The 24,501-nt window shown below is 72.7% G+C and carries 25 protein-coding genes and 1 pseudogene; 17 read left to right on the forward strand and 9 right to left on the reverse strand.

Translation table 11 applies throughout. The features are described 5' to 3' along the window. Window positions 1–41 precede the first annotated feature (41 nt). The 5 genes from ACGFH9_RS10545 to ACGFH9_RS10565 all read left to right on the forward strand — a co-directional run bounded on the left by ACGFH9_RS10545 (window position 42) and on the right by ACGFH9_RS10565 (window position 3,828). Complete coding sequence (locus ACGFH9_RS10545; RefSeq protein WP_393217294.1) at window positions 42–1,139, forward strand: hypothetical protein; 1,098 nt, start codon at window positions 42–44, stop codon at window positions 1,137–1,139. A 28-nt stretch (window positions 1,140–1,167) separates the two neighbouring features. Next, window positions 1,168–1,446 carry a hypothetical protein gene (locus tag ACGFH9_RS10550; protein WP_393217295.1) on the forward strand — a complete coding sequence of 93 codons (279 nt, stop codon included), beginning with the start codon at window positions 1,168–1,170 and terminating at the stop codon, window positions 1,444–1,446. 70 nt (window positions 1,447–1,516) lie between these two features. Next, window positions 1,517–2,116 carry a hypothetical protein gene (locus ACGFH9_RS10555; RefSeq protein WP_393217296.1) on the forward strand — a complete coding sequence of 200 codons (600 nt, stop codon included), beginning with the start codon at window positions 1,517–1,519 and terminating at the stop codon, window positions 2,114–2,116. Continuing rightward, window positions 2,101–2,475: a YciI family protein gene (locus ACGFH9_RS10560; RefSeq protein ID WP_393217297.1), complete on the forward strand. Its 375-nt coding sequence runs from the start codon at window positions 2,101–2,103 to the stop codon at window positions 2,473–2,475. The genes ACGFH9_RS10555 and ACGFH9_RS10560 overlap by 16 nt, the downstream gene beginning before the upstream one ends. Before the next feature lie 162 nt (window positions 2,476–2,637). Next, window positions 2,638–3,828, forward strand: coding sequence for a serine hydrolase domain-containing protein (locus ACGFH9_RS10565; RefSeq protein ID WP_393217298.1), 1,191 nt, complete (start codon window positions 2,638–2,640; stop codon window positions 3,826–3,828). Between the two features lie 410 nt (window positions 3,829–4,238). On the opposite strand, the gene ACGFH9_RS10570 is transcribed toward ACGFH9_RS10565, so the two are convergent. Then, window positions 4,239–4,778: a TetR/AcrR family transcriptional regulator gene (locus ACGFH9_RS10570; protein ID WP_393217299.1), complete on the reverse strand. Its 540-nt coding sequence runs from the start codon at window positions 4,776–4,778 to the stop codon at window positions 4,239–4,241. Between the two features lie 85 nt (window positions 4,779–4,863). Here ACGFH9_RS10570 and ACGFH9_RS10575 point away from each other — a divergent pair, with 85 nt between their 5' ends. Then, window positions 4,864–5,754 (forward strand): NmrA/HSCARG family protein, encoded by an 891-nt coding sequence (locus tag ACGFH9_RS10575; protein ID WP_393217300.1) that lies wholly within the window; start codon window positions 4,864–4,866, stop codon window positions 5,752–5,754. A gap of 3 nt (window positions 5,755–5,757) precedes the next feature. Here ACGFH9_RS10575 and ACGFH9_RS10580 read toward each other — a convergent pair whose 3' ends face one another. Continuing rightward, complete coding sequence (locus tag ACGFH9_RS10580) at window positions 5,758–6,942, reverse strand: NAD(P)/FAD-dependent oxidoreductase (protein WP_393217301.1); 1,185 nt, start codon at window positions 6,940–6,942, stop codon at window positions 5,758–5,760. 82 nt (window positions 6,943–7,024) lie between these two features. Then, window positions 7,025–7,972 (reverse strand): RNA polymerase sigma-70 factor, encoded by a 948-nt coding sequence (locus tag ACGFH9_RS10585; protein WP_393217302.1) that lies wholly within the window; start codon window positions 7,970–7,972, stop codon window positions 7,025–7,027. 377 nt (window positions 7,973–8,349) lie between these two features. On the opposite strand from ACGFH9_RS10585, the gene ACGFH9_RS10590 reads away from it, so the two are divergent. Further along, the gene (locus ACGFH9_RS10590; RefSeq protein WP_393217303.1) at window positions 8,350–8,595 is read left to right on the forward strand and encodes a Uma2 family endonuclease; all 246 of its coding nucleotides are present in this window, start codon (window positions 8,350–8,352) and stop codon (window positions 8,593–8,595) included. A gap of 12 nt (window positions 8,596–8,607) precedes the next feature. On the opposite strand, the gene ACGFH9_RS10595 is transcribed toward ACGFH9_RS10590, so the two are convergent. Next, window positions 8,608–9,273 carry a LuxR C-terminal-related transcriptional regulator gene (locus ACGFH9_RS10595; protein WP_393217304.1) on the reverse strand — a complete coding sequence of 222 codons (666 nt, stop codon included), beginning with the start codon at window positions 9,271–9,273 and terminating at the stop codon, window positions 8,608–8,610. A gap of 211 nt (window positions 9,274–9,484) precedes the next feature. Here ACGFH9_RS10595 and lysW point away from each other — a divergent pair, with 211 nt between their 5' ends. The 8 genes and pseudogenes from lysW to ACGFH9_RS10635 form a co-directional block, all read left to right on the forward strand. After that, window positions 9,485–9,670, forward strand: a complete 186-nt coding sequence (gene lysW, locus ACGFH9_RS10600) for a lysine biosynthesis protein LysW (RefSeq protein WP_393217305.1) — start codon at window positions 9,485–9,487, stop codon at window positions 9,668–9,670. Next, window positions 9,663–10,520 (forward strand): RimK family alpha-L-glutamate ligase, encoded by an 858-nt coding sequence (locus tag ACGFH9_RS10605; protein ID WP_393217306.1) that lies wholly within the window; start codon window positions 9,663–9,665, stop codon window positions 10,518–10,520. The genes lysW and ACGFH9_RS10605 overlap by 8 nt, the downstream gene beginning before the upstream one ends. Continuing rightward, window positions 10,517–11,563: an N-acetyl-gamma-glutamyl-phosphate reductase gene (gene argC, locus ACGFH9_RS10610; protein WP_393217307.1), complete on the forward strand. Its 1,047-nt coding sequence runs from the start codon at window positions 10,517–10,519 to the stop codon at window positions 11,561–11,563. The genes ACGFH9_RS10605 and argC overlap by 4 nt, the downstream gene beginning before the upstream one ends. Continuing rightward, window positions 11,560–12,408, forward strand: coding sequence for a [LysW]-aminoadipate kinase (locus tag ACGFH9_RS10615; RefSeq protein ID WP_393217308.1), 849 nt, complete (start codon window positions 11,560–11,562; stop codon window positions 12,406–12,408). Before argC ends, ACGFH9_RS10615 begins: the two co-directional genes overlap by 4 nt. Then, entirely contained in the window at window positions 12,401–13,540 is a 1,140-nt protein-coding gene (locus ACGFH9_RS10620) for a [LysW]-lysine hydrolase (protein WP_393217309.1), read from the forward strand. The genes ACGFH9_RS10615 and ACGFH9_RS10620 overlap by 8 nt, the downstream gene beginning before the upstream one ends. A gap of 1 nt (window position 13,541) precedes the next feature. Continuing rightward, entirely contained in the window at window positions 13,542–14,417 is an 876-nt protein-coding gene (locus ACGFH9_RS10625) for a transketolase (protein ID WP_393217310.1), read from the forward strand. Then, window positions 14,414–15,385: a transketolase family protein gene (locus tag ACGFH9_RS10630; RefSeq protein WP_393217311.1), complete on the forward strand. Its 972-nt coding sequence runs from the start codon at window positions 14,414–14,416 to the stop codon at window positions 15,383–15,385. The genes ACGFH9_RS10625 and ACGFH9_RS10630 overlap by 4 nt, the downstream gene beginning before the upstream one ends. After that, window positions 15,382–16,557 (forward strand): annotated as a pseudogene (locus tag ACGFH9_RS10635) (MFS transporter); the annotation flags it as partial. The gene ACGFH9_RS10630 and the pseudogene ACGFH9_RS10635, both read left to right, overlap by 4 nt. Window positions 16,558–16,608: 51 nt before the next feature. Here the strand turns inward: ACGFH9_RS10635 and ACGFH9_RS10640 are convergent. From ACGFH9_RS10640 to ACGFH9_RS10655, 4 genes are read right to left on the reverse strand one after another with little or no spacing between them, the layout of a single operon-like run. After that, the gene (locus tag ACGFH9_RS10640) at window positions 16,609–17,379 is read right to left on the reverse strand and encodes an SDR family NAD(P)-dependent oxidoreductase (protein ID WP_393217312.1); all 771 of its coding nucleotides are present in this window, start codon (window positions 17,377–17,379) and stop codon (window positions 16,609–16,611) included. A gap of 14 nt (window positions 17,380–17,393) precedes the next feature. Next, on the reverse strand, window positions 17,394–18,302 hold the full coding sequence (locus ACGFH9_RS10645; protein ID WP_393217313.1) for a sulfotransferase: 909 nt from the start codon (window positions 18,300–18,302) through the stop codon (window positions 17,394–17,396). Beyond that, window positions 18,299–19,153, reverse strand: a complete 855-nt coding sequence (locus ACGFH9_RS10650; protein WP_393217314.1) for a family 3 encapsulin nanocompartment shell protein — start codon at window positions 19,151–19,153, stop codon at window positions 18,299–18,301. The genes ACGFH9_RS10645 and ACGFH9_RS10650 overlap by 4 nt, the downstream gene beginning before the upstream one ends. Window positions 19,154–19,181: 28 nt before the next feature. Further along, window positions 19,182–20,069: a hypothetical protein gene (locus tag ACGFH9_RS10655; RefSeq protein ID WP_355246291.1), complete on the reverse strand. Its 888-nt coding sequence runs from the start codon at window positions 20,067–20,069 to the stop codon at window positions 19,182–19,184. Between the two features lie 225 nt (window positions 20,070–20,294). On the opposite strand from ACGFH9_RS10655, the gene ACGFH9_RS10660 reads away from it, so the two are divergent. Further along, window positions 20,295–21,944, forward strand: coding sequence for an AMP-binding protein (locus ACGFH9_RS10660; protein WP_393217315.1), 1,650 nt, complete (start codon window positions 20,295–20,297; stop codon window positions 21,942–21,944). Window positions 21,945–21,947: 3 nt separating this feature from the next. Further along, window positions 21,948–23,747, forward strand: a complete 1,800-nt coding sequence (locus ACGFH9_RS10665; protein ID WP_393217316.1) for a BTAD domain-containing putative transcriptional regulator — start codon at window positions 21,948–21,950, stop codon at window positions 23,745–23,747. 64 nt (window positions 23,748–23,811) lie between these two features. On the opposite strand, the gene ACGFH9_RS10670 is transcribed toward ACGFH9_RS10665, so the two are convergent. Beyond that, window positions 23,812–24,501, reverse strand: a complete 690-nt coding sequence (locus tag ACGFH9_RS10670; RefSeq protein WP_393217317.1) for an aspartate/glutamate racemase family protein — start codon at window positions 24,499–24,501, stop codon at window positions 23,812–23,814.

Below are 24,501 nucleotides of genomic sequence, written 5' to 3' on the forward strand. Positions count from 1 at the left end.
GACACGGGTACGCCACCTGTGCACGGGACTGGAGCTGTCGAATGGGCCTGCAACTGCCACCCGAGTTGGCCGAAGCTCTCAACTGGGTGGGCTTCACCTGGCCTGAGGCCGACGAGGAACTGCTGTTCGAGGCAGCCCAGGCGTGGACGGCCTTCGCCGGAACGCTGCGCTCGGCGGGCACCACGGCGAACACCGACGCCGCGATGGTCGGCGTCGCCAACCGAGGCCGGGACGTCACCGCCTTCGACACCATGTGGCGAGGCGAGGAGGGGCCGACCCGGCGCATCGAGGACGGTGCCGAAGCCGCCGAGTTGATCGCCGCCGCGCTGCTGGTGATGGCCGTGATCACGCTGACCCAGAAGATCCTCACGATCGTCCAGTTGATCATCGTGGTGATCCAGGTGGCGATGGCCCTGGCGGCGGCCGCGCCCACGCTGGGTGCGTCGCTGGCGCAGATCCCGCTCACGATCGGCGCGGCCCGGATCGCGATCCGCCGGATCATCAAGGAAGTCGTCGACCGGGTCGTCAACGAGATCATTCCGCGGCTTCTCCGTCGTGCGAAGACGCTGCTTCGTCGGTTCACCCGCAAGGGGGGCCGTGGGCCGGGTCGACCGCCCACGGTGCCGGGGCCGCTGCGGGAGGCTCGTTACCAGGGCAAGCCGATGCTGGACAAGTACCGGTACGAGACGATGGGCGACCACCCCGGCAACCCGTTCCGGCCCAGTTCCGTACACCGCCTCGACGATGCGGCGCGGGAACAGCACCGGGTCTACGTCGACTCGGACGGCATCATGCGTAGCGCCCGGGACGGGCAGCCGTTCGACACCCGCAACGCGAGCACGCACTGGAGTCAGGACGGGGGACGGGCCATCTTCGTGATGGACGAACGCGGCAACATCTACGCGTCGACCTACCAGGAGGTCGGCAAGTTCCACCACTCCACGCTGGGCAACGGCAATCCCGTCGCCGCGGCCGGCGAGATCGCGGTGGTCGACGGTAGGGTGCAGTACGTGACCTCGGCGAGTGGGCACTACCAGCCGACGCCGCAACACATGCGACAGGTCACCGACGAACTGGGTCGCAACGGCGTCGACAACGTCCCGCTCTTCGGCTTCGACGGCCGAACCCGGCTGAACTGACTGCCGGAATCGGAAAGGGTTTCTGCGAGTGGCCACTGATGACTGGAAGGGCCTCATCAACCAGATCCTGTACGGGTTGATGTTCACCCCCCAACTGGACGACGCCACGGCCGACCAGATGGCCGTGGCGATGGGCGAGCGCCGCTACTTCGGTGCCGGTCCCGACGCCTACGCCGACGCGATCGTCCAGGCCGGGCGGTACGACGGTCCGCTGACCGACGAGATCGATACACCGCACGGAGAGGCGGCGTTCCGCGACTTCCTCGGTCGGCTCGGCAGCCGGTTGGAAGCGCTGCGAGCCTCGTAGGAGATCGCCCGAGATCGCCGGGTCGACGCAGCGGCACCACCGGCGGCGACGATCGTCGTACCGTGTTCCGATGGTCTCGGACGCGGTGCGTTACTACGACGACTTCCTCAGCGAGCGGGACTGGCTCGCCGAGGGGCTGAGCTGGGCCGTGGTGCAGCCGGCGAGTGTCGAGGCCACTGTCGACGGGGTCATCGAGCGGTTGCGGGCCACGCCTGTCGAGCCCGGTGACGACCAGTCGGGCGAGCGTGCCGACCTGGCGCAGATCGGCTCCGACGTGCTGGTGTTCCAGGACAACGGCTGCGCGTTGAGCCGGCCCGAGGTGCTGCGTTGGCTCAGCGACGGTACCCGGGTGCACACGGTCGAGTGGACCATCAACGGCAACGGCGGCCTGACGTACGCGGTGTACGGCAGGGTGCTCGCCTGGATGGACCTGAACGACCCGGAGCAGCGGCACGGCGATGCCCCGTCCACCTTCGCCGACGACCTGGACGACGTACGCGTCGCGCAGGGCACCGGGGTGCGGCTGCCGGCCGAGTGGATGAGCGACGAGGGGGCCGATCCGCAGGCCGGGCCGTGGGTGACGGTGCGGCTGGGCGCGATCCCGTCCGACCCGAGGCCGCCGTCGAACTGCCGCCTCGCGAAGGGAGCTTCGAGATGGCGCGGTACCTGATCTCGTTCAACGACGGCGCGATGGACCACATCCCCGCCGAGGAGATGTCCGACGTGGGTAAGGCGTCACACGCGGTGGTCGAGGGGGCCGTCGACGCCGGCGTCTGGGTGTTCGGCGGCGGGCTCGAAAGGCAGCGGGCCAGCATCGTGGCCACGAACGGGTCGGTGACCGACGGCCTCTACCCGGAGACCAAGGAGGTCATCGGCGGGTTCGCGGTCGTCGACGTGCCCACCCGCGAGGAGGCGCTCGTGTGGGCCGCCAGGATCGCCGCCTCCTGCCGCTGCGGTCAGGAGGTCCGCGAGCTCATGCCCGATCCCGAGACGGAGGAGATGATCCGCCGGGCTGACGGCCGGGGGTGACGAGCCTGGCCGACGACCTCGCCGTGCCGACAGCAGTGACCGACGGGGACGCCAGGGGTAGCGCAGGCTGTACCCGGAGGAGGGCAGCAGGGGGGATCGTCCCCGTATCGGATTCCTTGAACCATTGATGGCATCAGGCGTTTCCGAGACCGAGGAGCAGCCATGCCCCCGCAAGCTCGTACCCTCACCCGCCGCCACGCCCTCCGGGCGGTCGCCGCGACGGCGGCTGCCGTCACCGTCCTGGCCGGCCCGGCGGCGTTCGCCGCCGCCGACTCCGGTCGACCAACCACTCCACGGGACGCCGTCCAGCGACAACTGGACGGCCTGGTCGGCGAAGGTGGCTTCCCCGGCGTGCTCGCCTCGGTGCGGGGGCCCGCCGGTCGGGTCCGCGACTACACCGCCGGGGTGAGCGACATCGAGGCGCACCGCCCGGTGCCCCGCGACGGCCAGGTCCGTATCGGCAGCAACACCAAGACCTTCACCGCGGTGGTCGTCCTGCAGCTGGTGGGGGAGGGCCGTATCGACCTGGACGCCACGGTCGAGCACTACCTGCCCGGGGTCGTGCGAGGGCACGGCAACGACGGCGGCAAGATCACCGTGCGGCAGCTGTTGCAGCAGACGAGCGGCCTGGCGGACTACGACGACGTGCTGTTCACCAAGGCGCAGGACCTCGTCGACAAGAGCCACTCGTACTACGAGCCGCGGCGGCTTGTCGACGCGGCGCTGACGAACGCGCCGCACTTCGCGGCCGGCTCGAATTGGGAGTACAGCAACACCAACTACGTCCTCGCCGGACTCATCGTCGAGCAGGTCACCGAACGTCCCATCGGCGAGGAGATCACCAACCGCATCATCAGGCCGCTCGGCCTGCGCGACACCTACTGGCCCGGCGTGGGGGAGCAGCGCCTGCGGGGTACGCACCCGCACGGTTACGTCGGACTGGCCCCCGGCGCCCCGTGGGTGGACGTCACCGACATGGACCCGTCACTGGGCTGGTCCGCCGGCCAACTGGTCTCCACCCCGGACGAGCTGCGGACCTTCTTCGAGACGCTGGTCGGTGGTCGACTGCTCAAGCCCGCGCAGCAGGAAGCCATGATGACGACGGTGCCCGCACCGGGCTTCGAGCCGACCGGCGAGTACGCGTACGGGCTGGGCATCGCCAGCCACGAGCTGCCCTGCGGTGGCGAGGCCTGGGGCCACGGCGGCGACATCCAGGGCTTCGAGACCCGCAACCTCGTGACCCGCGACGGCCGTGGGGCCGTGGTCGCCGTGACCGGCCTGCCGACCAGTGAGCAGATGCTCGCCGAGGTCAACGAGAGCGTCGAGACGGCGCTGTGCGCCACCGGCAACTGACTCACCAGCTTTCGGGGGACTCTCCGCCTCGAGTCGCGCGACGGTGCGGTGGTCCTCGGCCTGCTTCTCGGCGAGGTCGAGGATCTGCTCCACCCGGGTACCCGGGCCGCTGAGGGTCGGCGTCTCCCGCTTGCGCCGTCGTGCGGCGGCGGCCTGGGTACCCTCCCCGCGGTCGGTCAAGCCGTCCTCGACGAGGCGGGACTCCGTGGTGCCGACCAGCGAGAGCGCCACGCCGAGCGCGGCGACCGCGACCCGGACCAGATGGCGGCCGGCCCGAGGGATGGGCCGATCGCGGCGCCGACGCCGAGCCCGACGAGGACGGCGGCGGTCCTGGCTGGCTTGCGCACGGGTCCTCCAACGCTGGTACGGGCTTCGGCCTCCAGCATGACGATCGAGTCAAGGCGGGCGGGTCACCGTCCGTGGGACCGGATTCCGGCCAGGGCGAGGGTCAGGAGTCGTTCCGCCTTCGTGGCGTCTGCCGGCTGGGCGGCGAGTGAGATCGCGTTGGCGAGGGTCATCACGTCCGCCATGGCGACGTCGGCGCGGACGGACTCCTGCTCGACGGCTCGGCGCAACAGCTTCTCGCCTGCCGCGCTGAGCGTCGCGCCGCAGGTCTCGCTCTCCTCGGGTGGCGCGTTCAGCAGTGTCACCGCCAGGCCGCGGGTCGTCGTGGCGTACACGGTGACCTCGCGCAGCCAGGTGGTGAGGGCGGCGAGGGCGTCCGGCTCGGTCAGCAGTTCCTCGGCGCGGCCGGCGAGGTTGCGGACGCACGTCCGGAAGACGGCCTGGAGCAGGGACCACCGGGAGGGGAAGTGCCGGTGCAGGGTCGCCGAGCCCACTCCGGCGGCTCGGGCGATCTCCTCCAGCGACGCGTACGCGCCGTCGCGGGCGATGGCCTCCGCGGCCGCCCGCACGATGAGGTCGTAGTTGCGTTGTGCGTCCGCTCTCATGGCTCGCCCTTGCCAAAGTGGGGTGGTCCCCCATATCGTAGCCGGGGTGAAGTGGGGTGACGCCCCACTTATTGGGGGAGGCGTCATGGCTGTTCTCGTCATCGGCGCGACCGGTAAGCAGGGCGGGGCCACCGCCGGGGCACTGCTCGACCGTGGCGCCGCAGTACGCGCCCTGGTCCGCGACGTCGCCACCGACAGCGCCCAGGCTCTGGCGGCCAGGGGGGCCGAACTGGTCAAGGGTGATCTGGACGACCCGGCGTCGCTGCTCGCCGCGGCAGAGGGGATGGACGGCCTCTTCTCGATCCCGTTTCCCGACGTGGCGAATCTGCAGGGCGACGCCGAGCTGACGCGTGGCCGCAACGTCATCGAGGCCGCGCGCCGGGCCGGGGTGGCACACGTCGTGCACAGCAGCGTGTCCGGTGCGGGTGACTTCCACCGCAACCAGCCCGGCTGGGCCGAAGGCCGCTGGGACCGGCACTACTGGGAGAGCAAGGCGGCTGTCGACGAGATGGTCCGCGCCCGCGGCTTCGCGCACTGGACCGTACTCAAGCCGTCGACGTTCATGGAGAACCTGCTCGGCTGGTCCTACCTCTTCGGCGACTGGTCCAGCGGCACGATCATCACCGGCTTCGCTGCCGACACGCGGCTTCCGTGGGTCGCCGTCGACGACATCGGGGAGGCCGCGGCGATCGCGTTCACGCAGCCGGGCCGACTCGACGGACTGGACGTCGAACTGGCCGGCGACCTGCTCACCATGACCGAGATCGCCGCGATCCTCACCGAGGTCACCGGTCGGACCATCTCCGCGCCCGTCCTCACCCCGCAGGAAGCCGTCGAACGCGGACTGCACCCCGCGATGATCGATTCGGTCGAGCGGATCAACGAGAACGGCAGCCCCGCCCGTCCGGACATCACCCGGGCGCTCGGCCTGCCCACGACCGACTTTCGGACCTGGGCACGCCGAACGTTCTCCTGAGGGTCACACCGTCGCGGCGGCCTCGGTCCGGGTGGCGCTGACGCGGCGGCGGCGTACCGGGTACAGGATCGGGTGGGAGATGCCCCAGGCGGCGCCCTTGCAGACGACCTCCTTGTAGCGGGCCGCCAGGCGTCCGGTGAGCTGGGACGGCTTGGCGCGGTCGTCGGCGGTCACGTACTGGATGATGCCGTCGCGGCGGCCGAGGCTGATGCACTGGTTGAAGTAGCGCAGCGGTGCGTTCGGCATCTTCGTCCGACCGGTCAGGCGCGCGGCGATGGCGTCGGCGGCCTGCCAGGCCATCGGAGTACCCGAGGCGCACGACATCCGCAGTGGCTTGCCATCCGGCCCGGCGGCGAGTCCGGCGTCGCCGATGGCGTACACGTCGGGGTGCGAGACGGACCGCATGGTGTCGTCGACGACGATCTGCCCGGTGGCCGTGATGGTCAGGGTGGTGGCGGCGGCGATGGGGTGGACGGCGAAGCCGGTCGTCCAGACGGTCACCGTGGCCGGGATCGTCCCGCCGTCGGCGGTGACCACGCCCGACGGTTCGACCCGGACGACGTCGGTGTGCTCGTGGACGGTGATGCCGAGCCGGTCCGCCACGCCCCGCAGGTGCTGGCGCGCCCTGTCGTTGAGCCAGTCACCGAGGCCGCCGCGGGCGGCGATCGCGACGTCGAGGTCGGGCCGGGCCTCGGCGATCTCGGTGACCGCCTCGAGGCCGGTGAGACCCCCGCCGACCACGAGCACCCGCTGACCGGCCGTGAGGTGGACGAGGCGGTCACGCAGCCGCAGCGCCGACGGCCGGCCGGCGATGTCGTACGCGTGCTCGGCGACGCCGGGGACGCCGTGCTCGGCGGCAGTGCTGCCGAGGGCGTAGACGAGGGTGTCGTACGCGATCTCGTCGGCACCCTGCTCGTCGGTCAGCGCGACGGTCCGGCGGTCGACGTCGACGGCGGTGACCCGGGCGAGGCGGACCTGGACGCCGGTGCCCGCGTACACCGTGCTCAGCGGGCGGTGCGTGAGGTCCTGGCCGGTGGCGAGCTGGTGCATGCGGACCCGCTCGACGAAGTCGGCCTCGGCGTTGACGACGGTGATCTCGATGTCGTCGGGGTGCAACCGGCGGGCGAGGCGGCCGGCGGCGATCGCTCCGGCGTAGCCGGCTCCGAGGACGACGATGCGGTGCTTCATGGCGGCACTCCTGTCTCGGCGATGGTCGCTTCCTGAACCGGACAGCGACGCGATTGCTGACAGGGGCCGGCTATGACCTGGGTCACCAGACGTGCAGGAGCGGTTTCCCGTGCTCGGCGGCGGACCACTGGCGGGTGACGCGTTCGAGCTTGTCGGGGTTGACCTGGACGCGGATCGCCGCGACCCCCTCGGGAGTCACCTCCAGTGACATGACGCCGACGACCTGCTCGCCGGTCACGACCACCACCGCGGGGCCGCCATTGACGACCCCGGCGTAGAGGGCGGGGCTGGTGCCGCCCACCAGGTTCCGCTTGGCGTCGCTGGGCTGGAAGAGCCCGCGCATGAACTTCGCCACCGCCAGCGCCCCGACGACCGGCCTCGTGCGCGCCGGGATCTTGCCGCCGCCGTCTCCGATGCTCGTCACGTCCCCGGTCAGCAACTCCACCAACCGCTGGATCTGACCGCTGTTGGCCGCCGTCAGGAACTCCGTGACGATCCTCCGCGCGGCGGCGTCGTCGACGGGGGCGTGCGTCCGCTCGACGGTGACGTGCTGTTTGGCGCGCCGGTAGATCTGCTGGCAGTTCGACTCCGTGACGCCGAGGATCTCGGCGATCTCGCCGTGCGAGTAGCCGAACGCCTCGCGCAGCACGTACACCGCGCGCTCGTTGGGTGACAGCCGCTCCATGAGGGTGAGCACCGCCATCGACACCGATTCGCGCTGCTCCAGGGTGTCGACCGGGCCGAGCATCCGGTCCCCGGCGAGGACCGGCTCGGGCAACCACGTGCCCACGTAGGTCTCCCGCCTGGCGCGCGCCGAGGTGAGCTGGTTGAGGCACAGGTTGGTGAGCACCCTCGTCAGCCACGCCTCGGGCGTCTCGACGTGCTCGCGGTCGGCGGCCTGCCAGCGCAGGAACGTGTCCTGGACCGCGTCCTCGGCGTCGCTGGCCGAGCCCAGCAGCCGATAGGCGATCGCCTCCAGGCGGGCCCTGGAACGCTCGAACACCTCGACCTCGTCGGCGCGTAGCGACATGCTTCGACAGTAGCCGCGACGGTCGCGGGACCCGGCGCGCGGCCAGGGCCCGTCCGCGCCGTCGATACAGTGGCGCCATGGACGTGCGTCAGTGGGTGTGGGCAGGGCAGGACCGCTGTCCGGGCTTCTGCTCACCGTCGTCCGGGACCGGACGCCCGCGACGGTTGCCGCGCAACTCGGCGCCGACGTGCTGCGGGAGCTGACGTTGGCCGAGGCCGAGCAGGCCCACCCGATCAGCGGGCCGGGGGCGTTGCTCCGGCTCGGCGCGTACGACGGCGGGGTCTTCTGCTTCGAGGACCGTGCGCCGATCGCGAACCGGACGCCGGCGATCGCCCGCCTGTCGCAGGGCACCCGTCTGCTTCAGGTCACCAAGAGCGGTGACCGAAATCGCGCTCGTGGTGGAGATCGTGTCACCGGGCTCGGAGGCGATGGACTCGGTGACGAAGGTCCGCGAGTACGCGTCGGCGGGCATCGGGCAGTACTGGGTGGTGGACCGCGACGGGCCGCAGACGGTCACCCTGCACCGGCTGGGTGGTGACGGGTCGTACGAGGAACACGCCAAGGTGCCGTTGGCGTGGCTGCTCCAGTCCTCACCCGCCGACCACCTCGATGAGAGTTTCTGACACACGCCGGATTCACGCGGGCTGCATGAGGCCGGCGCGGTAGGCGAAGGACACCAACTGGGCCCGGTCCTTGACGTTGAGTTTGCACCGAAGTCGGTAGACGTGGGTGCGCACGGTGGTCAGGCCGATGGACAACTCGGTGGCGACCTCCTCGGTCGATTTTCCGTCGGCCATCAGCAGCAGCACCTGCCGTTCCCGTGGGGTCAGGGTGGACACCGCCGGTTGGAAGACCTCCTCCGGGTACGGCTGCCGACGCCGGAACCAGTCGACCAGCCGGTCGGCGATCCGGGGAGCGAGGGTGGTCTGACCGGCGGCGGCGGCGCGTACCGCGGCGGCGACCTCCTCCCAGGTCGCGTCCGGCATGAGGATGCCGTTGACACCCGCCTGGAAGACGCTGCTGACGAGGTCGTCGCTGTCGTCGGTGGCGAACACCACGAAACGGGGTCGTGGGCTCAATTTCTCGGTGTTGATTTTGTGAATGAGATTGACGGCGGAAATGCCGCGCAATTTCAGGCCGGTCACGATGACATCGACCCGATGCGTGCGAGCCAACATTATCGCGTGGTTGCCGCTGTCCGAGGTGTCCACCACGGAGACGTCGGGCTCGCTGCCCAGCAGCGTACGGAGGCCATCTCTGACAATTGGCAATTCGTCGCAGACAAGAACCCGGATTGACATTCCCCCGCCTTACGTACTGCCGCCGGTGAATTCAACACATCGATGATCGCGATGTTACTCGGTCCAACGCGGCTGCGACAGCCGTGTCACGCCGCCGTCCCGGGGTCATCGTGGCGTTGACCGGGTGTCGACGGCGCGCGGACGCGAGACCAGCGGTGGGATTCCTATGGTCGGAGCGGACCCGGCCCCCACGAAGGAACGGAAGCCTCCCGTGACAGTCCAGGAACAGACCATCGCCCCCTGCCCCGAGTGCGCCGCCGACGTGACGTTCGCCCAGCCACCCCGGCTCAGCGAAGTGGTCGAGTGTGGAGAGTGCCAGGTCGAGCTGGAGGTCGTCACGGTCCAGCCGGTGACGCTCGCGCCGGCGCCCGAGGTCGAAGAGGACTGGGGTGAGTGAACCCGCCTCGGTTGCGGTGCTCACGTCCCGGTTGCGGGTCGACGACAAGCGGATCCTGGAGGCGCTGGATCGCCGCAACGTCGCGGTGGCCCACGTCGACACCCGGACGGCCTGGTGGCCGCTGGACGGCGGCACGCCCGAATGGCGGCTGGTGCTCAACCGGGAGATCGGCCAGATCCGCGCCGGCTACGCCGCCCGAGCCCTGGAGCGACTGGGCGTGATCGGTGTCAACTCCGCCTCCGCCATCGAGACCTGCGCCGACAAGTGGCACACGTCCATCGCGTTGCGCGCGGCCGGCCTGCCCACCCCGCGTACCGCCCTCGCCGCCACACCGGAGGCGGCGCTCTCCGCGCTGGCCGCGATCGGCTACCCGGCCGTCGTCAAGCCGCTGGTCGGGTCGTGGGGTCGGTTGGTCACGACGGTGCCGGACCCGGACCTCGCCCGCACGGTCCTGGAGTACGTGGCCGCGCTGCCCGGACCGCAGGCGCACATCGTGTACGTGCAGGAGTACGTCCGCAAACCCGACCGGGACATCCGGGTCGTGGTGGTCGGCGGTGAGGTGCTCGGCGCGGTGTACCGCTACAGCGCGGACTGGCGTACCAATGTGGCCCGTGGCGCCCGAACCGAGCGGTGCGCGCTCACCGACCGGATCGTCGAGCTGGCCACCACGGCCGCCGCCGCGGTCGGCGCGGACCTCGCCGGCGTCGACCTGGTCGAGGACGAGACCGGTCGGCTGTACGTCCTGGAGGTCAACTCCGGGGTGGAGTTCGCCGGCTTCGAGCAGGCGTACGGCGGTGCTGTCGACGTCGCCGGTCGGATCGTCGACCACGTCCTGGCGAGGCTCGCGTGACCGCCGTGGCCGGTCCGGTCCGGGCGGCGGTCGTCGGCGGGGCCGGTTACATCGGCGGGGAGCTGGTCCGCCTGCTGCTCGGGCATCCGAGGGTGGAGCTGACCACCGTCACCTCACGCCGACTCGCCGGTCGACGGGTCAGCTCCACCCACCCCAACCTGCGCGGCCTGACCGAGCTGACCTTCACCGCCCCCGAGGACCTGGGCCGGCACGACGTGCTGCTGCTGGCCACCGAGCACGGACTGGCGATGGGCGCGATGCGCGGCCTGCTCGACCTGGCCGACACGGTGGTCGACCTGTCGGCGGACTTCCGGCTGCGCGATCCCGCCGTGTTCGCCGCGTACTACGGCGGCCCGCACGCCGCGCCCGACCTGCTCGCCGGGTTCGTCACCGGGCTGCCCGAGCTGCACCGCAAGGAGCTCCGCGACGCGGACCGGATCAGCGTGCCGGGGTGCATGGCGACCGCCGCGATCCTCGCCCTACACCCCCTCGCCGACGCCGGCCTGCTGGGCGCGGGGGAGGTGACGGTCGACGGGCGGACCGGCTCCAGCGGCTCCGGTAGTACTCCGTCGGCGGCGAACGTGCACGCCGAGCGCAGCGGCGCCATGCGGGTCTTCGCACCGACCGCGCACCGGCACCAGGCGGAGATCGCCCAGGCGGTGGGCGTACCGGCGCGGATGACCGCGACCGGGGTCGAGGCGGTCCGGGGAGTGCAGGTGCTGTGCCGGGTGCCGCTCGCCGACGGTGTCGACGAGGTCGCCACCCGGGCCGTGTACCGCCGCTACTACCGCGACGAGCCGTTCGTGCGGGTGGTCGCGGGGCGGCGTGGCACGTACCGGTTGCCGGAGCCGAAGATCCTGGCCGGCTCGAACTTCTGCGACGTCGGGTTCGCCGTCGACCCCGGCGGCGGCTGGGCGCTTCTCGTCGCGGCGCTGGACAACCTCGTCAAGGGGGGTGCCGGCAACGCGGTGCAGTGCCTCAACGTCCGCTACGGCTGGCCCGAGCGGCTGGGGCTGGAGTTCCCCGGCCTGCATCCGGCGTGAACACCCCGACGGCCCAGCCGGGCGAGGTGACGGTGGTCAAGTGCGGCGGCACCGCCGGGGTGGACGCGGCGGCGGTCTGCGCCGACGTCGCCGAGCTGGTTCGCGCCGGGCAACACGTGGTGCTGGTGCACGGCGGGTCCGCCGACATCGCCGCGCTCGGCGACCGGTTGGGCGTACCGCAGCGGCGGATGGTCAGCGACGACGGGATGGACACCCGCTACACCGACCCGGCCACCCTGGAGGTCGTCGTGCTCGCCCTCGCGGGCGCGGTCAAACCCCGACTGGTCGCCGCGCTGGCCCGCGCCGGCGTCGACGCGGTCGGCCTGACCGGACTGGACGGCGGCCTGCTGCGGGCCCGGCGCGCCGCCGTACACCGGGCGGTCGTCGACGGCCGGCGGATGGTGCTGCGCGACAACCACGGCGGCCGGTTGGTCGGCGTACGCGTCGAACTGGTCCGGACGCTGCTCGCGGCCGGCACGGTGCCGGTGGTGTCGCCGCCGGCACTCGGCGAGGACGGCCGACCGGTCAACGTGGACGCCGATCGCGCCGCCGCCGCCCTGGCCGCCGCGCTGGACGCCCGCACGCTGGTCCTGCTCACCGGAGCGCCCGGGGTCCTCGCCGACCCGGGAAACGAAGGGTCGGCGCTGGACCGCTGTGCCGTGCCGACGACAGGCGTGCCACCCGGTGTCGGCCGAGGGATGGCGATGAAGCTCGCCGCCGGCCGCGAGGCGTTGCTCGGCGGGGTCGGCCGGGTGCTCGTCGCCGACGGCCGGCGCACCGGTCCTGTCCGGGCGGCGCTGGCCGGCGCCGCCACCGAGATCACCGTGAGGAGCGAAGATGCCTGAGGACGCCCCGGAGCCCGGTACACCGCAGGCGCGGCCGGGCGCCGTCACCGACACCTTCGCGGCCGGACTGCTGCGCCGCATGGTCGAGACGCCCTCGCCGTCGTACCACGAGGCGGCACTCGCCCGGTCCCTGGTGGACGCCATGGCGCAGCTGGGCTTCGCGGCGTACGTCGACCAGGTCGGCAACGTGGTCGGCGAGATCGGCCGGGGTCACGGCCCGGTGGTGTTGCTGATCGGCCACCTGGACACGGTGCCCGGCGGGCCGGTCGTCCGCGCCCAGGACGGCCGGCTCTACGGCCGGGGCGCGGTGGACGCCAAGGGGCCGCTGGCGGCCATGGTGTGCGCCGCCGCCTCGGCGGACTTCGGCGGACGGATCGTGGTGGTGGGCGCGGTGGAGGAGGAGATCGCCTCGCGTGGCTCGCGGGAGATCCGACGGCGGTTGCCCCGGCCGGACGCGGTGGTGGTGGGCGAACCGAGCGGCTGGTCGACGATCACGCTCGGCTACAAGGGCAAACTCGACATGCGTTACCGGGTGTCCGTGCCGGCCACCCACCCCAGCAACCCCGTCGCCAAGGCATCCGAGTTGGCGGTGCGCTGCTGGACGACGCTGCTGGAACTGCTCGGGCCGGACAGCGGCAACGGCTCGTTCGACCGTCCCGGCGCGACCCTCGTCTCGCTGCGCGCCGACCAGGTCCAGGCGGAGGCGGAGCTGAGCGTCCGCACCCCACCGGGGTACGACGTGGACGGGCTGTTGCGGAAGCTGCGGCAGCGTACGCCGGATGGGGAACTGACCGTGGTCAACCGCGTCGCCGCCTGCCGCGCCGATCACCGCAACCCGGTGGTCCGGGCGCTCTCGGCGGGTATCCGCGCCCAGCGGGCCCGGCCCGCGCTGAAGGTGAAGACCGGCACGTCGGACATGAACGTGCTCGCCGAGCAGTGGGACGTCCCGATGGCCACCTACGGCCCGGGGGACAGCAGCCTCGACCACTCGGACGACGAGCACATCGTGCTGGCCGACTACCTGCGCGGCATCGCCGTCCTGCGACACGCGCTGCGCGAGCTGGACGCCCCCACGCCAGCGCCGGCCACCGACCGGGTCAACGGCTTCCGTCTCGCCCCGAGCGGGGCCTGACGTGACGTCCCGGGAGCCGCTCGCGGTGGCCGAACCGATCGAACCGGCCGAGCTGCCCGACCAACCGGTCACCGCCGAGCTGGCGGCGGTCGCGGTACGCGTACGGGAGTTGATCGTGCAGATGTGCGCCAGCTCGGACGGTGGCCACCTGGGCGGGTCGATGTCGCTGGTCGAGATCCTGGTGACCCTGTACCACGAGGTGCTGCGGGTCGACCCGACCCGACCGGAGGCGCCCGAGCGGGACGTGCTGCTGCTCAGCAAGGGCCATGGTGGGATCGCGCTGTACGCGGTGCTCGCCACCCGGGGCTACTTTCCGGTGGAGTGGCTCGACGGGTACGCCGCGCCGGGCGGACCGTTCCTGGCCCACCCGCACCGGGGGGTGCCCGGCGTGGAGATGCCCAGCGGGTCGCTCGGGCACGGGCTGGCGCTCGGCGTCGGGCACGCGCTCGCCGCCCGCCTCGACGGCAGTGACCGGCGCTGCGTGGTCGTCCTCGGTGACGGGGAGTTGCAGGAGGGCTCGGTCTGGGAGGCGGCCATGGCGGCCAGCAGCCTCGGACTCGACCGGCTGACCGCCGTCATCGACCGCAACGGCCTGCAACTGGGCAGCGGCACCGAGGACGTGATCGCGCTCGAACCGCTGGCGGACCGGTGGCGGGCGTTCGGGTGGACGGTCCGCGAGGTGGACGGGCACGATCCTGTCGCACTGCGGCAGGCGCTGACGGCGTCCGGCTCGGGCCGACCGGTGGCCGTCATCGCCCGGACCGTCAAGGGCCGGGGACTGCCCTACGTGGAGGGACAGGTGCGCAGTCACTTCGCCCGGCTCGGGGAGACCCAACGGGGACGGGCGCTGCGGGTCGTACGCCGGGGGGTCCGGTGAGCACGGCGGCCGGGCCGCGTGCGGGGCGGGACGTCTACCGGGATCTGCTCGTCGAGCTGATGGCCACGGACGCCCGGCTGGTCTGCCTGGACAGCGACACCGGATTGTTCAGCGGCGTGGACTTCGGCCCGGCGGCCGACCGCTACGTCAACCTCGGCATCGCCGAGCAGAACCTGATGGGCGTCGCCGCCGGTCTGGCCCGCAGCGGGCGGATTCCGCTTGTCAACACGATGGCCACCTTCGCCAGCACGCGCGCGCTGGAAGCGGTGAAGGTGGACATCGCCCTCAACGACCTGCCGGTGCGGATCGTGGCGACCCACGGCGGGCTGGCCGCCGGTCACCTCGGGCCGACCCACCACGCCCTCGAAGACCTGGCGATCATGCGTACGCTGCCGAACATGACGGTGGTGGTGCCGGCCGACGCGGACGCCTGTGCCCGGTCGTTCCGGCAGTCGCTGGACCTGCCCGGCCCGGTCTACCTGCGGCTCGGCCGCGCCGCGACGCCGGACGTGGCGGCCACCCTCGCCGCTACCGGCCGCCCGGACGCGCCGCCGGTGCGGTTGGGCCGGGTGCAGACGCTGCGCACCGGAGGTGACGTGGTGCTGGCCGCCTGCGGGCCGTACCCGGTGCTCGCCACGCTGGACGCCGCCGACGAGCTGGCCCGGCGCGGGGTGGAAGCGACGGTGCTCAACGTGCACACCGTCCGTCCGCTCGACGTGGAGACACTCGACGCGGCGGTGCTGGCAACGGGCCGGCCGGTGGTGGTCACGGTGGAGGAGCACTGGCCCAGCGGCGGGCTGGGCTCCGCCGTCGCGGAGGCGCTGACCGAACGACGGCCCGTCCGGGTGCTGCGGGTGGCGGTACCGGACGGGTTCGTGGCCGTCGCCGGCGACCAGCGGTACCTGCTGGACCGCGCCGGGGTGACCGCCGCGGCCGTGGTGGACCGGGCGGTGACGGCGCTGCGATGAGCGGTGGGGGCGAACGCCGGAGCCTGGTGGCGCTGCTGACCGCGCACCACCTGTCGTCCTTCGGCAACGCGATCACCATCGTCACCGTGCCGTTGTACGTGCTGGCGCGTACCGACAGCGCGGCGGCGACCGGCCTCGCCGGCTTCGCCGGCACCCTTCCGCTGATCTTCGCGGGCGCGGTCGGCGGCGTGTGGATCGACCGGCTCGGCGGCCGACGCGTCAGCGTGCTCTCCGACGCGCTCGCCGGGCTGCTCACCGCCTCGGTGCCGGTGCTGGACGCCACCGTCGGGCTGCCACTGCCCGCCCTGCTGGCGCTGCTGTTCGCCCGCAGCCTGGTCGCCACACCGGCGAACGCGGCCCGGGTGAGTCTGATCCGCCCGGTGGCCAGCGCGGCCGGCGTACGCCTGGAGACCGCGAACTCGTGGTACCAGGCCGCGCCCCGGCTCGGCCTGGTGGTCGGCGCGCCGCTCGCCGCGCTGCTGGTCGCCGCCCTCGGCGCGGCCGTCGGGCTCTACGTCGACGCGGCCGGCCTGCTGCTCGCCGCCGTGCTGGTCACCGTCGGCGTGCCCGCCCTGGCCGCCGCGCCGACGACCGGCCGCGCCAGCTTCGCGCGGCAACTTCTCGAGGGCGCGACACTGGTACGACGGATGCCGGTGATCGCCGCGATGACCGCCTTCGTGTTCGTCACCAACCTGCTGGACGCCGCGTTCACCCCGGTGCTGCTGCCCGTCTACGCGCACGACGTGCTGCGCGACGGGCGCTACCTGGGTTGGTTGATCGCCGCGTCCGGCTGCGGGGCCGTGCTCGGCACCTTCCTGTACGCCCCGGCCAGCCGCCGCCTGCTGGCCAGCAGGCGACGCACCATGTTGGGCTGCTTCGTGGTCATCGGCGCGCTGCGGCTGTCCATGGCGACCACCCCGCCACCGGCCGTGATGATCGGCATCTGTCTGCTGCTGGGCCTGGCCGCCGGGCCGCTCAACCCACTGCTCACCACCGTCACCCTCGAACACGTGCCGGAGGAGGCCCGGGGTCGGGTCTTCGGGCTGGGCAGCGCCGTCGCGCTCAGCGGGGCGCCGCTGAGCGTGCTGCTCGCCGGTTGGTCCGTCGGCGCGGTCGGGCTGGTGCCCACCCTGGCCGCGTTCGGTGGCGCGTACCTGCTGCTGGTGGCCGTGGCGCTGCGCGGCCGGTCGTTGCACGCCATGGACGCGTACGCCCCGGACGGGTCAGCCGAGGCCGCGGGTCCGTCCGCCGTCGACCAGCAGACAGGTGCCGGTGATGAACGAGGCGGCCTCGCTGGCCAGGAAGGCAGCCACCGCACCGAAGTCCCCGGCCCGACCCACCCGGCCCAGCGGGATGCCCGCGCCGATCTCCGCGAGCCGGGCGTCGGCCGCTGAGCCGTAGTCGGCGCGTACGCCCTCGGTGTCGTGGTAGCCGGGCGCGAGCACGTTGACAGTGATGTCACCCGGCCCGAGCGCCTGCACGAGGGCCCGGGTGAAACCCAGCAGACCCGGCCGGGCCGCGGCGGACAGCCCGTACTCCGGGATCGGCTGGCGGACCGTCTCCGAGGCGACGATGAGGACCCGGCCCCAGCCGGCCGCGCGCAGGTGCGGCAGGGCCGCGAGCGTCAGGCCGACGTGCGGCAGGAACGCGGCGTCCAGCGCCTGCCGGTACGCGTCCAGCCCGAAGCTGTCGACCGGGCCTCCCGGCACCTCACCGCCGTTGGCGACCACGATGTGCAGCGCGCCGAAGTGCGCCACGGTGTCGGCGACCCAGCTGGCCACCCCCTGCTCGTCGGTGATGTCCACCGGCCGGGTCAGCACGTCCGGAGCGCCGGCGGCACGCAGCTCCTGCGCTGCCTCGGCGAGCCGCCCGGGGTCGCGCGCTCCCAGCGACAGGGCGCAGCCCTCGGCCGCGAGCGCACGGGCCGTCGCCCGGCCGAGGCCGCTGCTGGCGCCGGCGACCAGCGCCACCCGTCCCGCGATGCCGAGATCCATACCCAACCACTCCCTCAGGGTCGTAACGGATAGCCGTACCGGCGCAGCACCGGGACGGCGAGCGTGGTGGCGACCGCCGCGGCGCGCGCCGGCAACGCGTCCCGCCACGCCAGGTCGGGTCGGATCGTCGTCGGCCCCCGACGCAGCCGGTCCGGGTTGCCGGTCACCGTGTGGTTGACACCCAGCACGGCCCGCCCGTCCAGCCCGACGGGCGGCTCACCGGGCAGGTCGGCCCAGCGCAGCACCCGGCTCAGCACCTCGCGCGGCGCGGCCGCGAAGTCCTCGTAGCGCAGCCGCAGGTAGCGCTCGCCGGCGGCGCGGCCGATCCGGTCCGAGGCCACGTTTATCGCGGTCCACATGCCGGTGCTGCGGGCCGCGCTCATCTGCGGCAGGTACTGCTTGGGTCGGGCGAACGAGTGGGCGACCGCGCGCGGGTCGCGGACCAGGTGCAGCACCCGTAGGTCCAGCCCGGCGTCGCCGAGCAGCACGGCCGCCTCGGCGGGATACTTCGAGCCGTCGACGACCACCTCGGCGCCGGTCTCCTCGGCGACCACCCGGTACGTGTCGACCATGCGGCGGGCCACCTCGGTCACCCCGGCCGGCCTCGGCCGCCGCCCCGCGACCTCGGCCAGCCGTACGCCGGTGTGCCGGACCCGGACGTGGCGCCGCTGCTCGCCCACGATGCGCCGAGCCTCGTCGGCCGGGTCCGGCCCGGCGACCCGGGCGACGACCCTGCTCCACAGCGGACACCCGGTGAGCGTCTCGCCGCAGCCGCAGGACGTGTTGGTGCCGGTGCCCAGGACGCCGTTGCGCCACAGGTAGTACAGCTCACCGACGTGCACGACCCCGGGCAGCTCGCCGAGCAGATTGCCCAGGACCGTCGAGCCGCTGCGGTTCCAGCCGGTCAGGTAGACCACCTTCACCGCAGGTCCAGCAGCAGGAAGTGCTGCGGCAGGTGCACGGCCAGGCCGAGTCGCAGGCCCGCGGTGATCACGTCGGAGCCGTCCGGGCCGACGCCCCGGCGCAGGGTGAGCTGCGACGTGCCGGACTCCAGCAGCGTGACCGCCGCCCGGAAGTCACCCAGCAGCACCTGGTCCGGCGCGATCATCCTGGTCCGGCTGACCCGGATGCCGACCTCGCCGAGCCGGGCCAGCATCCCGCTGCCCAGCAGGTCCCAGTAGCGGTTGGGATGGGCGACGATCGCGTCGCACGACCCGCCCATCTCCTCGACCTCGCCGGCGGCGGTGATCACCTCGGCGGTCAGCTCGCCGGGTGCGGCCCTCCGCCGGGCCCCCGGCAGGCCGACCAGGCCGGGGATCACCGCGTCGGCGCTGCCGTGCAGCAGCACCTCGTTCTCGATGGTGCCCAGCCGCACCAGCACCCGGTAGTCCACGAAACCGGCCAGTAGCGTCGGGTCGCGCAACAGCTCCGGCGGGACGGCCACGGCGGCGGTCACCTCGGTCAGCTTCGTCTCGACCAAGCGGGGCACGAAGGTCGCCTCCGGACTGGCCTGGTAGCTGGTACCGGCGATCTCCGGGGTGCCCGGAGTCGGGGCCTCGCTGACGTAGCTGACCGGCTCCTCGGTCACCGTCGCGCTCTTGAGCAGGTGCCGCACCGTGTAGCGGGGCCGGTGCTTGGCCAGCGGAAACAGGGTGGGCAGGGACGCGGCGATCGGCACGTCGACGTCGCCGCCCTCGGCGGCGAGCACCGCGCGGGCGAACTGCTCGCCCGGGCCGTGCTCGGTCAGGTCGTAGTCGGCCAGGGCATGCTGCATCGACACTCCGTCCGTCGCGCGGGGCAGTTCAGCAGGGGGTGCGGGCCTCCACCCACTCGTACATGGCCTCGAAGGCGAGCCGCTGGGACTCCTTGCCGAGGATGTTGAGATTGCCGGGGATGGCGTTGCACTCGAGGATCACGTAGCCGTCCTCGGTGGGCAGGATGTCCAAGCCGGACAGCGTGATCCCCATCGCCCGGGTCGCCCGGATCGAGATGTCCGCCAGCTCCGGCGGGATGTCCACCCGCTCGAAGCTCGCCCCGAGCAGCGTCCGGGTCTTCCACTGCCCGACGGCCGGATACTTCACCATGTTCATCGGCATCGTGTCGCCCGAGACGGTCAGCCGGTACTCGCCGTACTGGGTGGGGTAGTAGGGCTGGCACACCAGGACCCCGTAGCGGGCCAGCAGCTTCTCGATCAGCGGCAGGTCGTCGGCGACGTTGGTGATCCGCTCCACGTCGATGCCGGCACGTCCGTACGACGGTTTCACCACGACGGTGCCCCACTCCCGGCTCGCCGCCTCGACGTCGGCGGGCACCCGGCAGGCCCGGGTGGGTGGCACGGGCAGGCCGGCGTCGGCGAGCACCTGCATCATCCGGAACTTGCTGTAGGCGGCCTGCCACACCTCGACCGGGTCGAACATCGTCACACCGGGGATGCTGCTGGCGAGCATCAGCCGCTCCACCCGGTCGCGCCAGTCGCCGTGCAGTTGCGCCCGCGAGATGACCGCGTCGAAGGAGCGCCCCAGCTCACCGTTGAACATGACCTCCGGGCCACCGCCCGGGGCCGCCGCGACGTCGATCTCCTCGACGGTGAACAGCGAGGTGTCGTGACCGCGCTCGCGGCCCAGCTCGGCGATGACCGGCGAGTCGTCGTCCTCCTCGCCGTGATCCCAGGCAAGAACACCGATCCTCATGACACCTCCACGCTTCCGCGCACCCCGACAGGCATCTATGACTCTGGTGAGAGTCGTCCATGTCTGATCATTTGTCAAGGTCACTGGATGGTGGTCGCTAGCTGCGGGTTTGCTGTGTGTAACCGCGATTTTCGTGGACGCGACAGCGGCGGTTCCGGGTGGTAGCTTCGCCCGCAGACACATCTCATGTGGACGTGACGGGGCATGGCCGGGAGGCGACCGAACATGTGGGATTCATTGGCACCTGTCGACAAGCGGCAGGCCGAGGAGTACGTCGCGGCGGGTTGGTGGCGGTCGGAGACGTTCCTCGACGACCTCGCCGTGGCTGCGCGCGACCGCCCGGACCATCCGGCGATCAGCACGTACGAGGGTGGCGAGCACGCGCGCACGCTGACGTACGCGGAGCTGGCCACCATGGTCGCCCGGTTCGCCGGCGCGCTGCGGTCACTCGGGGTGGGTCGGGGCGACGTGGTGATGATCTACCTGCCGAACCGGTGGGTGCTCACGCCGCTCTACCTGGCCTGCAACCAGATCGGGGCGGTCAGCTCGCCGGGCTTTCCGATGTTGAGCACCCGTGAGTTGCGCCAGGTCCTGGAGTCGACCGGGGCCCGGGTCTGCATCACCCTGGACACCTTCGCCGGCACCGACTACGCCACCCGACTCACCGAGCTGGACGTGCCGACGCTGGAGCACCGGGTGGTGATCGGCGACGCCGCCCGGGTCGGCGCGATCAACTTCCAGCAGGTGTTCGTCGACACCCCGTGGGAGGAACGCCTCCCGGACGACGGGACGGACGCCCTCGGCCCCGACGAGCCGGCCCTGGTGCTGCACACCTCGGGCACCACCGGGCCGATGAAGGGCGTCGTGCACAGCCAGAACACCATGTACGCGTGTGTCCGCGCGTCGGCGGAGCCACTCGGCCTCGCCCCGGACGAGGTGGTGCTGCTGCCCAGTGTGCTCACCCACATGGCCGGCGTCACGCACGCGGTCTATCTCCCCGTCCATCTGGGCTGCACCGCTGTGGTGATGGACTCCGGCGACGACATGGCGTTGCTGGTCGCGCTGATCGCCCGGCACGGCGGCACCTTCGTGTACGCCGCGCCCGGCTTCGTCATCGGCATGCTCGCCGCCCAACGGCGAGCGCCCGTGCCGACGCCGACCCTGCGCCAGATCGTCTCCGGTTCGGCGCCCATCGCGCCGCAGCTCATCGCCGACGTGCGGGAGGCGTTCGGGGTGCCGATGCGGGCGCTGTGGGGGATGACCGAGAACGGCGCGGTGACCGTGACGCGGCTGGACGACCCGGACGACTGGGCGGCGCACAGCGACGGCCGTCCGGTGCCGTGGATGCAGGTGCGGATCGACACCGACCCCGGCGAGGAGGCCGGCCGGCTGTACGCCCGGGGCGCCTCCCAGTGCCTGGGTTACCTCAACCAACGCGAGCTGTACGAGTCGCTGCTCGACGACGACGGCTGGTTCGACACCGGCGACCTGGCCCGCGACGACGGCCGGGGCGGCATCCGGATCACCGGGCGACGGGTCGACCTCATCACGCGAGCGAACAGTCTGCGCGTGTCCACACTCGACATCGAGGCGGTGTTGCAGCGGCACCCGCACGTGGTGGAGGCCGTCCTGGTCGGCTACCCGGACCCGGCCGTACCCGGGGCGGACCTGGTCTGCGCCGTGGTGATCCCCGGGGGTGGCGACACCCCGACGCTCGCCGGCCTGCACGACTACCTGGAAGCCGAGGGCGTCGCACGGGTGCTCTGGCCGGACCGGCTCCAGTTCGTCCGCATCCTGCCCAAGAACGCGCTCGGCAAGCCGCTGCGGCATCCGCTGCGCCAGCGCCTGGAGATCGCGGCGTCGGCGCGGAGCTGACCGGTGCGCTTCCGGATCCTCGGACCCCTCGAGATCTCCGGCGCCGGGCACACTCTGACGGTCACCGCGGCACGCCAGCGGGTGGTGCTCGGCACGCTGCTGCTCGACGCGAACTGCGTGGTCTCCACCGCGCAGCTCGCCGACGCGCTGTGGGACGACGCCCCGCCGAGCACCGCCCGTGGTCAGGTGCAGATCTGCGTGTCGGCGCTGCGCAAGACGCTCACCCGGCTCGGCCTGCCGGACCGGATCGTCACCCGCCCGCCCGGCTACCTGATCGAGGTGACCGACGGCGAGATGGACCTGCACTACTTCGACCGGCTGGTGCTGGCCGGGCAGCAGGCGCTGGCCGGGTCGCGGCTCGACGACGCCGCGGAAGCTTTCAGCGCGGCCCTCGCGCTGTGGCGTGGGTCTGCGCTGGCCGGCGTGGAGAGCCCGGCGGTGCGAGCCGCCGCGACCCGGCTCGACGAGCGGCGGCTCGCCGTCACCGAGGACTGGCTCGACGTCGAGTTGCACCGTGGGCGGCATCAGCACGTGGTCGGTGAGCTGCGGGAACTTCTCGCTGCCCATCCGCTGCGGGAACGGCTGCACGCGCAGCACATGCGGGCGCTCTCCGGCGCGGGTCGGCAGGCCGAGGCGCTGGCCGCGTACCGGTCGGCCCGGCGGACGTTCCTCGACGAGCTGGGATTGGAGCCCGGCGGCGAGCTGCGTCGCCTGGAGCGGGCCATCCTCACCGACGGCCGGGCCGACGAACCGGCCGACGACGCGCCCACGCCGCCGGCGGTGCCCCGGCTGCTCCCCGCCGACCCCGCCGAACTCATCGGGCGGGACGAGCCCCTGGGGGTGGTCTGTGCGGCGCTGGGCGACGGCGGCGGCACGTCGGTGCCGGTGGTGGCGATCTCCGGCCCGGTCGGCGTCGGGAAGTCGACGGTCGCGGTCCGCGCCGCGCACGCGCTCGCGCCGGCGTACCCGGATGGTCAGCTGTACCTGCGGCTGCTCGACGCCGACGGTCGTCCGGTGCCGCCGGAGGCCGCCCTGGCGCGGTTCCTGCGCGCGCTCGGCCTGCCGGGCGCCACCGTGCCGGCCGGCCTCGACGAACGTGCCGAGCTGTACCGGAACCGGATCGCCGGACGGCGGGTGCTCGTCGTGCTGGACGACGTGACCCACGAGCGGCAGGTTCTGCCCCTGCTGCCGGGCACCGGCGGCGCCGGTGTGCTCGTCACCAGCCGACGACGGCTCACCGGCCTGACCGGCGCCCGGTCGGTGCACCTGGACCCGCTCGGCGTCGAGGACTCGGTGCGGCTGCTGGCCTCCGCGCTGGGCTTGCCCCGGCTGACCGCCGACCCGGCCGGGTCGGCGACGCTGGCCGGGCTGTGTGACAACCTGCCGTTGGCGCTGCGGATCGCCGCCGCCCGACTCGCCGCCCGCCCGCACTGGACGGTGGCGCAGCTCGCTGGCCGGCTGCGTCATCCGAGCCGCCGCCTCGACGAGCTGAGCTTCGGCGGGTTGGACGTCCGGACCCGGCTGGCCACCAGCTACGCGGCGCTCGCTCCGGCCGCGCGGCTGCTGTTCCGGTCACTGGGCGCGCTGCCCGACGCGGACCTGCCGACCCCGCTCACCACCTGGCTGCCGGGCGCTCGGGAGGCGGATGTCGAGGACGCCCTGGAGGAGCTGGTTGACGCGCAGCTGGTCGAGGTCGGGGTCGGCCCGACCCGGTACCGGCTGTCCGGCCTGGCGCGGCTCTACGCGGCCGAACGGCTGGCGAGCGACGAGCCGACCGGACACGCCCCCGCCGAGTCCGCCTGAGGTCCGTTCGGCCGCCGGTCCCGCCCGGGCGCTGGTGCACGACAACCCGACGCGTTCGCGCCCGTCAGGGACTTGTCAGACGGGCGGGTGTCGGGTGGCGGGCCAGCACCGCGTCGGCAAGCACCTCGGTCACGTCGACCAGCGGCAGCGGCCCGGCCCCGCCGAGCGGCGCGATCACCGGCAGCTCCGTGCAGGCCAGGACCACGCAGTCGGCGTCGCCCGGCCACGGCCCGGCCGCGATCAGATCGGCCAGGCCGGCGCGCAGCGTCTCGACCGGCGCACCCCGCTTCACCCCGTCGATCAACCCGTCGAGGCGGCGCTGCGCCGCTGCCGTCGGGTACAGCGGCCGGGTCCCGGTGGTCAGGTGCGGCTCGTACAGCCGTAGCCGGGCGGTCGGTGCGGTGGCCAGGAAGACCGGCCGGCGCAGTCCCCGCCCGGCCAGTGCCGCGCCCACCTCGGCCAGCAGGTCCAGCACCGGTACGGCCACCGCCCGGGCCACGTCGTCCCGGAAGGCGTGCGTGGTCGCCGACGGGATGACCACCGCGTCCACTCCGGCGGCCTCCAGGTGCTTGGCCGCCCGCAGCAGCGCCGGCACCGGGCTGGGCCCGACACCGCGCAGGTACGCGATGCGGCTCGGCACCCGCTCCGCGACGAGCACCACCTCCAGGTGCTCGTCGTCCTCCACGGCCGGGGTGAGCTGGATGAGGCGCTGGTAGAAGTAAGCGACGGCCAGCGGGCCGACCCCTCCCACCAC

Source organism: Micromonospora sp. NPDC049102 (genome assembly GCF_043197485.1).
Lineage (GTDB): Bacteria > Actinomycetota > Actinomycetes > Mycobacteriales > Micromonosporaceae > Micromonospora.

What these genes read in the sequence shown, in the direction of transcription:
- ACGFH9_RS10545 (WP_393217294.1), top strand. Translation starts at nt 42, where the DNA reads ATGGGCCTGCAACTGCCACCCGAGTTGGCCGAAGCTCTCAACTGGGTG.
- ACGFH9_RS10555 (WP_393217296.1), top strand. Translation starts at nt 1,517, where the DNA reads ATGGTCTCGGACGCGGTGCGTTACTACGACGACTTCCTCAGCGAGCGG.
- ACGFH9_RS10560 (WP_393217297.1), top strand. Translation starts at nt 2,101, where the DNA reads ATGGCGCGGTACCTGATCTCGTTCAACGACGGCGCGATGGACCACATC.
- ACGFH9_RS10565 (WP_393217298.1), top strand. Translation starts at nt 2,638, where the DNA reads ATGCCCCCGCAAGCTCGTACCCTCACCCGCCGCCACGCCCTCCGGGCG.
- ACGFH9_RS10570 (WP_393217299.1), bottom strand. Translation starts at nt 4,778, where the DNA reads ATGAGAGCGGACGCACAACGCAACTACGACCTCATCGTGCGGGCGGCC.
- ACGFH9_RS10575 (WP_393217300.1), top strand. Translation starts at nt 4,864, where the DNA reads ATGGCTGTTCTCGTCATCGGCGCGACCGGTAAGCAGGGCGGGGCCACC.
- ACGFH9_RS10580 (WP_393217301.1), bottom strand. Translation starts at nt 6,942, where the DNA reads ATGAAGCACCGCATCGTCGTCCTCGGAGCCGGCTACGCCGGAGCGATC.
- ACGFH9_RS10585 (WP_393217302.1), bottom strand. Translation starts at nt 7,972, where the DNA reads ATGTCGCTACGCGCCGACGAGGTCGAGGTGTTCGAGCGTTCCAGGGCC.
- ACGFH9_RS10595 (WP_393217304.1), bottom strand. Translation starts at nt 9,273, where the DNA reads ATGTCAATCCGGGTTCTTGTCTGCGACGAATTGCCAATTGTCAGAGAT.
- ACGFH9_RS10620 (WP_393217309.1), top strand. Translation starts at nt 12,401, where the DNA reads ATGCCTGAGGACGCCCCGGAGCCCGGTACACCGCAGGCGCGGCCGGGC.
- ACGFH9_RS10640 (WP_393217312.1), bottom strand. Translation starts at nt 17,379, where the DNA reads ATGGATCTCGGCATCGCGGGACGGGTGGCGCTGGTCGCCGGCGCCAGC.
- ACGFH9_RS10650 (WP_393217314.1), bottom strand. Translation starts at nt 19,153, where the DNA reads ATGCAGCATGCCCTGGCCGACTACGACCTGACCGAGCACGGCCCGGGC.
- ACGFH9_RS10655 (WP_355246291.1), bottom strand. Translation starts at nt 20,069, where the DNA reads ATGAGGATCGGTGTTCTTGCCTGGGATCACGGCGAGGAGGACGACGAC.
- ACGFH9_RS10660 (WP_393217315.1), top strand. Translation starts at nt 20,295, where the DNA reads ATGTGGGATTCATTGGCACCTGTCGACAAGCGGCAGGCCGAGGAGTAC.